This is a genomic window from Microbacterium esteraromaticum (assembly GCF_028747645.1).
Lineage (GTDB): Bacteria > Actinomycetota > Actinomycetes > Actinomycetales > Microbacteriaceae > Microbacterium > Microbacterium esteraromaticum_C.
On sequence record NZ_CP118100.1, the window covers coordinates 2,540,933 to 2,554,397 of the forward strand.

Consider the following 13,465-nt stretch of genomic DNA (forward strand, 5'->3'; position numbering starts at 1 on the left):
CGGCGTGGTTTCTCGAACGGGAGGTGGTTTCTCAGCGGGAGTGGGCGCGAAGAGCGGATGCTGGAGGGCTGGGGCCTCGGTCAGCGGCCGGTGCCGGCGTGGACGACAGCCTCGATCTCGCTGTCGAGCCCGTAGGCGGTGTGCACGGTGCGGGCGGCTTCGGCGAGGTCCGAGCCACGCAGCACGACCGAGATGCGGATCTCGGACGTGGAAATCATCTCGATGTTGATCCCGCCGGCACTGAGAGCCTCGAACAGGATCTCGGACACACCGGAGTGCGTGCGCATACCCGCGCCGACCACCGAGAGCTTGCCGATCTGGTCGTCGTGCAGCAGGTTCTCGAACCCGACCTCGCCCTGCTCGGCCGCGAGCGCCTTGATGGTTGCAGGCGCGTCGGCCTTGGGCAGCGTGAACGAGATGTCCGTGCGCCCCGTCGAGGCCGCCGAGACGTTCTGCACGATCATGTCGACGTTGGCGCCCGCCTTGGAGACGATCTTGAAGATCTCGGCGGCCTTGCCCGGAACGTCGGGCACACCGGCGACGGTGATCTTCGCCTGGCTCAGGTCGGTGGCGACGCCGGCGACGATGGGTTCTTCCATGGCTTCTCCCTGGGATGCGCGCGGGGCCTGCATGCCCTCGCCGAGAACGTAGGTGCCCTCTGCCGACGAGAAGGTCGAGCGGGCGTGGATCAGGACGCCGTGACGGCGGGCGTACTCGACGGCACGGATGTAGAGCACCTTCGCGCCGTTGGCAGCGAGTTCGAGCATCTCTTCGCTCGAGATGGTGTCGAGCTTGCGGGCGCGCGGGATGACGCGCGGGTCGGCGGTGTAGATACCGTCGACGTCGCTGTAGATCTCGCACACGTCGGCGTTCAGCGCGGCGGCGAGGGCGACCGCGGTGGTGTCGGATCCGCCGCGGCCGAGCGTGGTGATGTCGCGCGTATCGCGGTTGAAGCCCTGGAAGCCGGCGACGATCACGATCGCCCCCTCGTCGAGTGCTTCGCGCAGACGCACCGGCGTGACATCGACGATGCGGGCCTTGCCGTGGTGGGAGTCGGTGATCATGCCGGCTTGGCTGCCGGTGAACGAGCGCGCCTCGAAGCCCATCGAGTGGATGGTCATGGCCAGCAGCGCCATCGAGATGCGCTCACCGCTGCTGAGCAGCATGTCGAGCTCGCGCGGGGCGGGAATCGGGGCGACCTGGTTGGCCAGGTCGAGCAGTTCGTCGGTGGTGTCGCCCATCGCGCTGACGGCCACGACCACGTCGTGTCCGGCGCGACGGGTGTCGACGATGCGCTTGGCGACGCGCTTGATGCTCTCTGCGTCGGCGACGGACGAGCCGCCGTACTTCTGCACGATCAGTGCCACGATCACTCCCGGGTGCTGCGGGCGGATTCGCCCATGCGACATTCTACGGACGGCATCCATGCGCCTTCACGCATGTGACGGGTCGGATGCTACGTTCCGGTCACCCGGGGGCGCAGCCGACCCCCGGTGGCGGCGAACCAGCATCCGACGAGAACGACCGGAAGTCCGATCAGCAGCCCGGGCGTGACGGGCTCGGCCAGGAGCACTGTGCCGAGAACGAGTGCCACGATCGGGTTGACGTAGGTGAACAGCGGCGCACGCACCGGCCCGACCTCACGAATGAGCGCGAAGAAGGCGACGAAAGCAACCGCCGTGCAGATCACGCCGAGCAGCACCAGCGAGACCGTCGAGCGCAGCGTCGGAACCTCGGTCTGGGTCAGCAGCGCGGCCGGCAGGTACCCGAGCCCGATGCCGAGCAGCGCGAGCGTGATCGTTCCGATCGAGGGGACGTCGCTGAGCTTGTAGGCGATGACGAAGGGGGCGATGGCGTACAGCAGCGCGGTGAGCAGCACCTCGCCGATCGCGAAGGCGCTGGCACCGTCGCGTGGGAACAGGCCGGGTCCGGCGACGACGATCGCGACACCGGCGAAGCCGAGCAGCAGCCCGCCGAGACGTATCGGCGCGAGCACCGAACGATCACCCCGCACGAGCGCGATGAGCACGGCGAACAGCGGGACGGTCGCGACGAGGAGCCCTGTCAGTCCGGAGGGAAGCTGCGTCTCAGCGTGGCTGAGCAGCAGGAACGGACCGGCCATCTCGATGAGGCCGAAGGCCATCACCCAGGGCCAGTGTTTCCATGCCGCCTTGAGCGCACCCGCGCGGATCGCGAACGGCAGCAGCACGGCGGCGCCGAGCAAGGTACGCGCCGAAACCACCGCCGGAGGTGAGTACGACGCGACAGCCTCTTTGATGAACAGGTAGGTGATGCCCCAGACGAATGCCATGACGGCGAACAGCGCCCAGCCCTTGCGGGTGAATCCCGGATGCTGAGCATTCACAGCCGGCGACGGCCCTCGAAGGCGCGTCCCAGGGTGACCTCGTCGGCGTACTCCAGATCGCCGCCGACGGGGAGTCCCGATGCCAGGCGCGATACGGCGATGTCCATGCTCGTCAGCAGGCGGCTCAGATAGCTTGCGGTCGCCTCGCCCTCGAGGTTGGGGTTGGTCGCGAGGATGACCTCTTGCACAGTGCCGTCGGCGAGCCTGCTCATCAGCTGGGCGATCCGCAGGTCGTCGGGTCCGACACCGGCGATGGGGCTGATCGCTCCACCGAGCACGTGATAGAGGCCACGGAACTCACGGGTGCGCTCGATCGCCGCGACGTCCTTCGCATCCTCGACGACGCAGATCAGCTCGGGGTTGCGGCGCGGGTCACGGCAGATGCTGCAGCGCTCCTGCTCGGCGACGTTTCCGCAGATGTCGCAGAATCGCACCCGCGTGCGCACCTCGGTGAGCAGTTCTGACAGACGGGCGACGTCGAAGGACGGCGTCTGCAGGATGTGGAACGCGATCCGCTGCGCGGACTTGGGACCGATGCCCGGCAGCCGGCCGAACTCGTCGATCAGCTCTTGAACGATGCCGTCGTACATCAGTTGAACCTCGTCGGTGCCTCGAAGGGCTCTTCGCGAAGGAACTTCGCTCCGAGCACCTGGCGGATCACGGCTTCGCCACGGCGTTCGACGCCGTCATGCATCGACCGCGAGGCGGCGGGCGCAGTAGCGCGGGAGGCCGCAGGGGCGGATGCTGCGGGCGGGGCGGCCGCCTGCCCTGAAGCAACGGCGGATGCGGCGGTCGGCGCGGTTGGACGGGCGCCGGACTCCGCGGGAGCCGCCGGCCCTGCGGATGCCGGGGCTGCGACTGCCCGGGGCGCGGCTACCTGCGGCGCGGAAGCCCGTGCGGGGCCGGATGCCTGGCGTCCCGGAGTTTCCCGTGGCGGCGGACCGTCGTACATCGGGTCGTACGGCGGTTCGTCGTCGAACGGCGGGTACTCGTCGTACGGAGGCTGATCGTCGTACGGAGGCTGATCGTCGTACGGAGGCTGGTCGTCGTAGGGCTGTTGCGGCGCTTGTTGCTGCGGATTCGGCTGCTGGGGAGCCGAGTGCTGCGCGGGCTTCGCCGCCACAGGTGCTGCCGCCGTGGACGCCCCGTCGGCCGGACCTGCCGGCGCGGGCGCGGATACCGTCGCGGCCGATGCCGTCGGGGGCGTCGAAGTCGTGGACGCTCCCGACGCTATGCCCGGCGCGGGCACAGCGGGCGTTTGTGGTGACGCTTTCGCAGGTGCCGACGCGACGGGGGCATCCGAGGACGGGATGGGAGCGACCGCCCACTCGGTGACCGCGGCGTTCGATGGTCGCGCGGTCGCCGCGGAAGGCTCGGACGCCTGACGCGCCTTCCCCTTCGGGGCGCCCGGCCCTGAGGTCTCGGACACATCTGTCGGCTTTGCCCAGCCTGCGGCGGGGGCATCGTCACCGGCACTGGGCGCGATGGGCGCCGTTCGTGACTGCGCGGCGCCGTTCTGTGCCGCGGATGCAGAGTTCGACTGTGCAGAGTTCGACGGTGCAGGGTTCGACGGTGCAGGGTTCGACGGTGCAGGGTTCGACGGTGCAGGTCCGCCGGTTCCCCCAGAACCGCCGGAGCTTCCGGGGCCAGCGGGGCCGGTCGAGCCGCCGGGGCCTCCCGAACCGTCAGGTCCACCCACACCAGTGGAGGCGCCGTCTGCCGGTGGCAGCGGAGCCGGACGGTACTTCACGGTGATGCCGAGTTCTTGCTCGATGGCCGTGCGCAGGTGGTCGGAGGTGCCCTTGCCTGGTGTCGCGCCCTTGAACCGCGACACGTCGCTGGGGCTGGAGAACCCGAGCGTCAGCACCTCGCTGTCGACGTCGTAGCCAAGCGGCTGGATCGCCGTGACCATCAGCCAAGAGGAACGACTGATCGATTCGAGGCGCTTGAGCACGCCGGCCCAGGAGTCCCGGATCCGTTCGAAGGTCACCGGACCCGAGGGCACAGCGGTCGGCGTCTCAGCGGCAGGCGTCTCAGCGGCAGGCGTCTCAGCGGTCGGCGTCTCCGCGGCCGGAGCAGGCGCGGGCGCCGTCGGCCCCGCAGCAGCGGCCGGGGCAGGTTCGGCGGATGGCGCGGGCGGCGGGGCCGGAGCGTTCAGCGTGGCATCCGACGTCGTAGGCATCGCTGGGACCGCAGGCGCGGACGCGGGCGCAGCCGCACTCGGCGCCGCCGCAGCGCCCGTTGCCGAGGTGGGTGCAGTCGGAGCCGCGGGACGCTGTGGAACGGCACCGGACGACGCGGGAGCCGCAGCGTGCTCACCGTCGGCGGCGGCCCCGGCGAGCACGCGCGCGACCATCAGCTCGAGGTGGAGCCGCGGCGAGGTCGCTCCGGTCATATCGTCGAGCGCCTGGCTGACCAGGTCTGCGGTGCGCGAGAGACGCAGAGCCCCGAACGCGCGCGCCTGGGCGTGCATGCGCTGCAGTTCGTCGGCAGGCAGGCCGCGGAGCACAGCGGATGCCCCCTCGCCCACCGCCTCGATCACGATCAGGTCGCGCAGCCGCTCGAGCAGGTCGTCGACGAACCGGCGCGGATCTTGCCCGGTCTGCACGATGCGGTCGACCGCGGGGAAGGCGGATGCCGCATCACCTGCGGCGAGCGCATCGACGATCTCGTCAAGCAGCGCGGCGTGGGTGTAGCCGAGCAGCGCGACGGCACGCTCGTAAGTCACGTTGCCCGCCTCGGAACCGGCGATCAGCTGGTCGAGCAATGAGAGCGTGTCTCGCGGCGAACCACCACCGGCGCGCACCACGAGCGCGAGTACACCGTCGGCGACCTGCACGCCCTCTTCGGCGCACAGCTTCTCGACGTACTCGAGCATCGCCGCGGGCGGCACCAACCGGAACGGATAGTGGTGCGTGCGCGAACGGATCGTGCCGAGCACCTTCTCTGGCTCGGTCGTCGCGAAGATGAACTTGACGTGCGCCGGCGGCTCCTCGACCAGCTTCAGCAGGGCATTGAAGCCCTGCGGTGTGACCATGTGCGCCTCATCGAGGATGAAGATCTTGAACCGATCACGGCTCGGTGCGAAGGTCGCACGCTCGCGCAGGTCGCGGGCGTCGTCGACACCGTTGTGGCTGGCCGCGTCGATCTCGACGACATCGAGCGAGCCGCCGCCGGCGCGCGACAGTTCGATGCAGCTCGGGCACACACCGCACGGGGTGTCGGTGGGCCCTTCGGCACAGTTGAGGCAACGCGCGAGAATGCGCGCTGACGTGGTCTTTCCACATCCGCGGGGGCCGGAGAACAGGTACGCGTGCCCGATCCTGTCGCCGCGTAGCGCGGTCATGAGCGGATCGGTCACCTGGGACTGCCCGATCATCTCCGCGAAGGTCTCGGGCCGGTAGCGGCGGTAGAGGGCTGTCGTCACCCATCCAGCCTACGGCGTGCGACCGACGTCCGCCGAGACCCCTAGCTTCCGCCGAGACCCCCAGCTACGGGCATCCGCACCTGGGGGTCTCGACGACACGTGGGGGTGTCGGCGGCACGCACAACGCGAGCAACACGCACGACACGCGACGCACGCAACACAACCGCGCCGGGTCAGTCGTCGTATGCGTCGAGCACCGGGAGCGCGCTGGTGGTGACGGGCACCGACGCCGACAGGCGCGTTCCGTCGTCGCGCCGGGCATCCTCGAACTTGCGCAGCGTCGGGCGCCCGGGGCGCACCGGGCCCTGATCGACCAGCCGCACGACGGCCGGTTCGTCGACGGCCGCGCGGTGCACGGCGCCGCGCACCGCGAACTCGACCACGTCGCCCGAACGCACCTCGACACGCAGCGCATCGCGCGTCACGGTGACGTGCAGCGCCGCCCCCTGCCACTGCAGGGGGAACGACAGCTCGGGCCAGTCCACCGGCAGCCTCGGGTCGAAGCTCAGTTCTCCGGCGTGGTCGCGCATTCCGCCGAAGCCGCTCACCAGCGCGGTCCACACGCCACCCGCCGACGCGACATGCACGCCGTCCGAGGCATTGTGATGCAGGTCTGCGAGGTCGACGTACAGGGCGTGCTCGAAGTACTCGCGGGCGAGGTCCTGATACCCGACCTCGGCCGCCATGATCGACTGCACGACCGCCGAAAGCGTGGAATCCCCCGTCGTCAACGGGTCGTAGTAGTCGAAGTCGGCGAGCTTCTCGTCGTCGGTAAAGTGGTTGCCCTGCAGGAACAGCGCGAGCACGACATCGGCCTGTTTGAGCACCTGGAAGCGGTAGATCACCAGCGGGTGGTAGTGCAGCAGCAGCGGGCGCTTCTCGGCGGGCGTGCCCTCCAGATCCCACACCTCGCGTTCCAAGAAGAACGTGTCCTGCGGGTGGATGCCCAGTCCTTCGCTGTACGGGATGTGAATGGCCTCGGCCGCGCGCTCCCACGCCTCGGCCTCACCGAAGTCGAGACCGACCCGCTCGACCAGGGCTGCATACGAGGCGGGATCGGCAGCGCGCATCTCGCGCACAACACGGGCGGCGAAGCGCAGGTTGTACCGCGCCATCACGTTCGTGAACAGGTTGTCGTTGACGACCGTGGTGTACTCATCGGGCCCGGTCACACCGTGGATGTGGAACGAGCTCTCACCGTTGATGCCCCGCCAGAAGCCCAGCGTCGCCCACAGACGCGCCGTCTCGACCGCGATGTCGGCGCCTTCCCTGCGCAGGAAGTCCTCATCCCCCGTGGCGCGCACGTACTTGCCGAGCGCGAAGCTCACGTCGGCGTTGATGTGGTACTGCGCCGTGCCGGCCGCGTAGTAGGCGGACGCCTCTTCGCCGTTGATCGTGCGCCACGGGAACAGTGCGCCCGCCTCGTTCAGCTGCGCCGCGCGCCGGCGGGCCGCCGGCAGCATCAGCACCCGTGCGCGCAGGGCGTTCTTCGCCCACTGCGGCGACGTGTACGTCAAAAACGGCAGCACATAGACCTCGGTGTCCCAGAAGTAGTGCCCGCTGTAGCCCGACCCGGTCAGGCCCTTCGCCGGCACCCCGCTGCCGTCGGCGCGCGATGCGGCCTGGGCGAGCTGGAACAGGCACCAGCGCGTCGCCTGCTGCAGATCGTCGTGTCCGGCGATGCGCACATCCGAGCGCTCCCAGAAGTCGCTCAACCACCGAGACTGGGCTTGGAAGAGGGCATCCACCCCCTCGACACCCGCCCGGTCGAGCGAGCGGCGGCACCGGTCGACGAGCTCACGCGGCGGCACGCCGCGCGAGCTGTGGTAGCTGACGATCTTGCTGATGCGGATCGGCACACCCGCCTTCGCCTGCACCCGGAAGACGTTCTTGGCGATGTCGGGTTCGATCAGCGATCGCGCGCTGTAGTCGTTCTCGGTCTCGACGATGTGGTCGGCGACGACCGCCACCGTCATCCCCGACTCGGTGACGCGGTACGACAGCGCCGAGCGCAGCCCGTCCTGCCAGTACTCGACCGGCTGCAGCACCCGCTCAGTGATCTTCTCGGCCTTGCGCGGGTCGAATCCCTTGCGCTCGGACTTGGAGGCCATCGGGTCGCCGGCGTAGATACCTGCACCGTCCTGCCTGTTCAGCAGCTGACAGCTCACCGTCACCGGAGCATCGGCGTTCTCGACGACGATCTCCAGGCGCAGCACCGCCAGATGACGCTCATCGAAACTCACCAGGCGCTCATCGCGCATGCGCACGCGCTTGCCCGACGGGGTCACCCACAGCACATCGCGCGAGAGCACACCGGTGCGCATATCGAGCACACGTGAGTACTCGTGCATCTCAGTCGCGTCGAACGACAGCGGTTCGTCGTCGATGTAGACGCGCATCACCTTGGCGTCGGGGGCGTTGACGATCGTCTGCCCCACCTCGGCGAAGCCGTACGCCTGTTCGGCGTGGCGGATCGGCCAGGTCTCGTGCAGACCGTTGATGAACGTGCCGTGCTCGTGGGCACCGCGCCCCTCGATGTGATTGCCGCGCAGGCCGAGATAGCCGTTGGCGACCGTGAAGACGGTCTCAGACACCCCGCTAGCGTCGTAGGTGTTCTCGATGAGCCGCCACGGGTCGACGGGGTGGCGTTCGCGGTCAATCATTCGTCTCGCTCCGCTCGCTCAGCAGCTGGGAAAGATCGTCGACGACAACCGTCGCGCCGGCAGCGCGCAGCACCTCGGGTCCCGCGCCACGGTCGACTCCGACCACGACGCCAAAGCCCGCCGCGGCCGCCGACCCTACGCCGGCGACAGCATCCTCGACCGCGACAGCGGCCGCCGGGTCGACCTGCAGCATCCGCGCCCCTTCGAGGAACATGTCGGGCGCTGGCTTCGAGGCGAGGTGGTCGCGTTCAGCGACGACACCGTCGACGACGATGCGGAAGAAGTCTCGGATGCCCGCTGTGCTCAGCACCTCTTCGGCGTTCTTCGAACTCGACACGACACCCATCGGCACACCGGCGTCGCGCAGGCTCACCAGTACCGCGAGCGACCCCGGATACGGGGCGATGCCGCCCGAGCGCAGGGCCGCCGCGAACGCAGCGTTCTTGCGGTTCCCGACGCCGCACACCGTCTCGGCCTCGGGCGGATCGGTGACCTCGCCCCACGGGATCTCGATGTTGCGGCTGCGCAGCAGGCTCGCCACGCCGTCGTACCGCTTCTTGCCGTCGACGTAGGCGAAGTAATCGGCATCCGTATACGGCTCGACGATCCCCCATCGGGCGAGGACATCATCGAACACGCTCTGCCAGGCGCGCATGTGCACCTCAGCGGTCGGCGTGAGCACCCCATCCAGGTCGAACAGCACGCCGGGGGCGCTGCTGAGGTCGAGGATGTGGTGCGGATCGGGAAGTTCGTGAACCATGGGACCTCCGGAATCGGACGTGCGCGTCAAGCCTAATGAACGCGGGGCCCTGTTCCGAAGCGCGCGCCCGAATCGTGCATCCGGAAATCACAGACCCCTCCCACCCACCGAGGCGTGTCATGTCGCCCTGCGCTGCGACACGCCGCGCAGGTCTGGGATTTCCGACGGGAACGTCGCGCACCGATGAACGTCGGATGCCGGCATCCGACGCTCAGATCACACTGAGCGTCTGCCGCGCGATCTCGAGCTCCTCGTCAGTGGGCACGACCAGCACATCGACGACCGAGTCGTCGGCCGAGATGCGTCGGATGCCGGGCGCGCGCTCGGCGTTGCGGTGGGGATCGATCCGCACGCCGACGAACCCCAGCGTCGCGAGCGCGTCGGCGCGTACCTTCACTGCGTTCTCGCCGACCCCGGCGGTGAACGAGATCACGTCGACGCCGCCGAGCTGCGCGATGTACGCGCCGGCGTACGCACGCAGCCGGTGGATGTAGACGTCGTAGGCCAGCCGGGAGGCCTCGTCACCGGCATCCGCTCCCGCGAGGATGTCGCGCATGTCGTTGTACCCGGCAAGCCCCAGCAGACCGCTGCGTTTGTTCAGCAGGTCGTCGAGTTCGTCGATACCGAGCCCGGCGCGACGGGAGAGGTGCAGCAGTGCGGCCGGATCGATGTCGCCCGAGCGGGTACCCATGACCAGGCCCTCCAACGGGGTGAGCCCCATCGACGTCTCCACCGAGCGTCCGCGGTCGACGGCGGTGACGGATGCCCCGTTGCCGAGATGGAAGACGAGCTGTCGGATGCTGTCGTTCGCCCGCCCCAGGAACTCCGCGGCGTGCTCGCTGACGTACTTGTGGCTGGTGCCGTGGAACCCGTAGCGGCGCACCCGGTGTTCACGGGCGATCTGGGCGTCGATGGCATAGGTGTAGGCGGCCGGCGGGAGCGTCTGGTGGAATGCCGTGTCGAACACGACCACGTGGGGCACGTCGTCGAAGACGGCCTTCGCGGCGACGATGCCGGCGAGGTTGGCCGGGTTGTGCAGCGGGGCGAGCACGCTGAGCTCGCCGATCTGGCGTTCGACGTCGGGCGTGACGACTGTCGGTGCGTAGAAGCGCGCGCCGCCGTGCACCACGCGGTGGCCGACGGCGACGGGCCGATGCTCGGTCAGGACGGGGCCGTGCTCGGCGAACAGCGCAAGCATCGCCGCGAAGGCCTCATCGTGGTCGGCGATGGGGCGGTCGTCCTCGTATCGAGCCTCGAGGATGGTCGGTGCGGGCTCGCCGGGAGAGGCCACCGTGTGGACGGTGTGCGCGACGGTGCTGACGGGCTGGCCGATGCGCTCGATGAGTCCGCCGGCGAGCTCGACCTCGCGGGTCATGTCGAGCAGGCTGTACTTCAGCGACGACGACCCGCTGTTGATGACCAGTACGTGACTCATGCCCTGCTCCTCCTGATACCCCCACTACCCCCACTACCCCCGTCTATTTGTCGCAAACCGGCGCTATTCGGGGCCGATAGCTCGGTTCTGTGACGAATAGAGGGGTGCGCGCGGGGTGGGGTGGTCACGCGGCGCCGCCCTGCGCCTGGATGGCCGTGATCGCCACCGTGTTGACGATGTCGTCGACCAGCGCACCCCGGCTGAGATCGTTGATCGGCTTGTTCAGCCCCTGCAGCACGGGCCCGATCGCCACGGCGCCGGCCGAGCGCTGCACCGCCTTGTAGGTGTTGTTGCCGGTGTTCAGGTCGGGGAAGACGAACACGGTCGCCCGGCCCGCCACGGCCGAATCCGGCAGCTTGGCCTTCGCGACGGCCGCATCCGCCGCGGCGTCGTACTGGATCGGTCCCTCGACCGGCAGCTGCGGGTCGCGAGCGCGCACGAGAGCGGTCGCCTCGCGCACCTTGTCGACGTCGGCGCCGCTGCCCGACTCGCCGGTGGAGTACGACAGCATCGCCACCCGCGGATCGATGCCGAACTGCCTCGCTGTGCCCGCCGACGACAGCGCGATGTCGGCGAGCTGCGTGCTGGTGGGGTCGGGGATCACGGCGCAGTCGCCGTACACGAGCACGCGGTCAGAGAGTGCCATCAGGAACACGCTGGAGACGACATCGACGCCCGGCTTGGTCTTGATGATCTCGAACGAGGGCCGGATGGTGTGCGCGGTGGTGTGCGCTGCACCCGATACCATGCCGTCAGCGAGCCCGAGGTGCACCATCATCGTGCCGAAGTACGACACATCGGTGACGGTGTCGGCCGCCTGCTGCACGGTGATGCCCTTGTGCGCGCGCAGCCGCGCGTACTCGGCGGCGAACCGCTCGACCATGACCGGATCCGTGGGGCTGAGGATCTGCGCCTCGCTGATGTCGAGCCCGAGGGCGACAGCGCGGGCCCGGATCTCGGTCTCGTCGCCGAGGATCGTCAGGTCGGCGACCTGGCGGGCCAGCAGCACGGCGGCGGCCCGCAGGATGCGGTCATCGCCGCCCTCGGGCAACACGATGCGCTTGCGGTCGTTGCGTGCGCGTTCGATGAGCCCGTACTCGAACATCAGCGGCGTGACGACGGTCGATTCGGCCAGCCCCATCTCGATCGTCAGCTCGGAGATGTCGACGTGGGTCTGGAACAGCGCCAGTGCGCTCTCGTAGCGGCGGCTGCTCTCGGCGCTGACGCGGCCACGGGTGTTCATGATGCGCACCGCGGTGTCGTAGGTGCCCAGATCGGTGGTCACGATCGGCACGGTCAACTCGATGCCGTCGATCAGCTGCAGCACCGGATCGGGCAGCGGGAAGGGGCCGTTGAGCACGATGCCCGCGAGATCGGGGAACGTCCCCGATGCTGCGGCGAGCAGCGTCGCCAGCAACGTCTCGGTGCGGTCGGCGGCGATCACGACGACGGCACTCTCGGTGAGGCGCGGCAGCACATTGACCATCGACATGCCGGCGATGACGATGTTGTACGCCTCGCGTTCGAGCAACTCGTCTTCGCCGCGCACCAGCGTGCCGTCGACCGCCCGCAGGATGCCCCGCATCGAGGGCGCGACCAGCGCCCGGTCCTCGGGCACGGCCCACACCGGGGTGCGCAGGTCATCGATGCGCTCGACGATCTCACCAAGCATGTCGGGTTCGGCGCGGTTGACGATGATGGCGAACAGTTCGGCCCGCTCGGTGGCGAGCTCGCTGCGCGCGAGCGCCGCCATCTGCTGAATCTGATCGGGTGTGCGGGCCGTGGTGGTGCCGAGCTGCTCGGCCTGGTTCTGACTGTCGCGCCCCGAGAGCACGAGCAACACCGGAACGCCGAGATTCGCGGCGATGCGCGCGTTGTAGCTGAGCTCTGCGGGGCTGGCGACATCGGTGTAGTCGCTGCCGAGCACGACGACGGCGTCGCACTGCGCTTCGACCGCCTTGAAGCGGGCCACGATCGTGCCGAGCGCACCTTCGGGGTCTTGCCGGACGTCGTCGTAGCTCACGCCGATGCACTCGTCGTAGTCGAGGTGCACGCCGTCGTGGGCGAGCAGCAGCTCGACGACGAAGTCGCGTTCGTCGGTCGAACGGGCGACGGGGCGGAACACCCCGACGCGCTCCGACACGCGCATCAGTGCGTCGAGCACGCCCAGCGCGATGGTCGACTTGCCCGTGTGCCCCTCGGCCGAGGTGATGTAGATGCTGCGTGCCACGGCTCCAGCCTACGGCGACGGGCACTCCGCAGACAGCGCCACGACGACGCGGGTGGCGTCGTCCTCGAAGCGCGCGTAGTGGTCGCGGTCGCTGTTGATCTGGACGCGATGGATGGCGTGTGAGGGTTCGAGCGTCTGCCACTGCGGCACGCGTTCGAGGCGGGTGAAGAACAGACGAGCGGCGGTGGCCGGGTCCATCCGGTCCTCGACGCTCCCCCACCAGTCCTGCTGTTGGAACAGCCCGATGCTCGAGGTTCGGGTGCCATCGGGGTTGGTGACGCCCGAGGTCTCCCAGTCGCCGTAGTCGATGTTGCGCAGTGAGCTCTCGCCCATCGCCGCCATCACACCGAGGATCTGTCCGTCCCTTTCGAGGCCGAACTCGTCGGCGGTGCGGATGATGATCGCCGCGTTCTCGAGCTGCTCGCCCTGCCACCCGTCGACCCCCGCGTCGGGGAACGTCCGCGGCTCATCGACGCAGTAGGCGTCGGATCGCGTGGCCGTCAGCACCCCGACCACGGCGAGCGCGCCCGCGATCACGATGGCGGCGGATGCTGTGATGCCGGCGATCTTCAGCATCCGACGTCG

At 69.1% G+C, this 13,465-nt stretch carries 9 protein-coding genes; all 9 read right to left on the reverse strand.

Going from position 1 to position 13,465, the window contains the following annotated elements:
- Positions 1-80 precede the first annotated feature (80 nt).
- Entirely contained in the window at positions 81-1,367 is a 1,287-nt protein-coding gene (locus tag PTQ19_RS12200) for an aspartate kinase (protein WP_179411785.1), read from the reverse strand.
- A gap of 89 nt (positions 1,368-1,456) precedes the next feature.
- Positions 1,457-2,365: a DMT family transporter gene (locus tag PTQ19_RS12205; protein WP_274367541.1), complete on the reverse strand. Its 909-nt coding sequence runs from the start codon at positions 2,363-2,365 to the stop codon at positions 1,457-1,459.
- Positions 2,362-2,955 carry a recombination mediator RecR gene (recR, locus tag PTQ19_RS12210; RefSeq protein WP_179410128.1) on the reverse strand — a complete coding sequence of 198 codons (594 nt, stop codon included), beginning with the start codon at positions 2,953-2,955 and terminating at the stop codon, positions 2,362-2,364. The genes PTQ19_RS12205 and recR overlap by 4 nt, the downstream gene beginning before the upstream one ends.
- Positions 2,955-5,792, reverse strand: coding sequence for a DNA polymerase III subunit gamma and tau (locus PTQ19_RS12215; RefSeq protein ID WP_274367542.1), 2,838 nt, complete (start codon positions 5,790-5,792; stop codon positions 2,955-2,957). The genes recR and PTQ19_RS12215 overlap by 1 nt, the downstream gene beginning before the upstream one ends.
- 173 nt (positions 5,793-5,965) lie before the next feature.
- On the reverse strand, positions 5,966-8,455 hold the full coding sequence (locus PTQ19_RS12220) for a glycoside hydrolase family 65 protein (protein WP_274367543.1): 2,490 nt from the start codon (positions 8,453-8,455) through the stop codon (positions 5,966-5,968).
- A complete protein-coding gene (locus PTQ19_RS12225; protein ID WP_274367544.1) occupies positions 8,448-9,215 on the reverse strand; it encodes a beta-phosphoglucomutase family hydrolase in 768 nt (255 codons plus the stop codon). Before PTQ19_RS12225 ends, PTQ19_RS12220 begins: the two co-directional genes overlap by 8 nt.
- 211 nt (positions 9,216-9,426) lie before the next feature.
- Positions 9,427-10,650: an acetate/propionate family kinase gene (locus tag PTQ19_RS12230; RefSeq protein ID WP_274367545.1), complete on the reverse strand. Its 1,224-nt coding sequence runs from the start codon at positions 10,648-10,650 to the stop codon at positions 9,427-9,429.
- A gap of 124 nt (positions 10,651-10,774) precedes the next feature.
- A complete protein-coding gene (pta, locus tag PTQ19_RS12235; RefSeq protein WP_274367546.1) occupies positions 10,775-12,880 on the reverse strand; it encodes a phosphate acetyltransferase in 2,106 nt (701 codons plus the stop codon).
- A 9-nt stretch (positions 12,881-12,889) separates the two neighbouring features.
- The gene (locus tag PTQ19_RS12240; RefSeq protein WP_274367547.1) at positions 12,890-13,456 is read right to left on the reverse strand and encodes a hypothetical protein; all 567 of its coding nucleotides are present in this window, start codon (positions 13,454-13,456) and stop codon (positions 12,890-12,892) included.
- Positions 13,457-13,465: the final 9 nt, after the last annotated feature.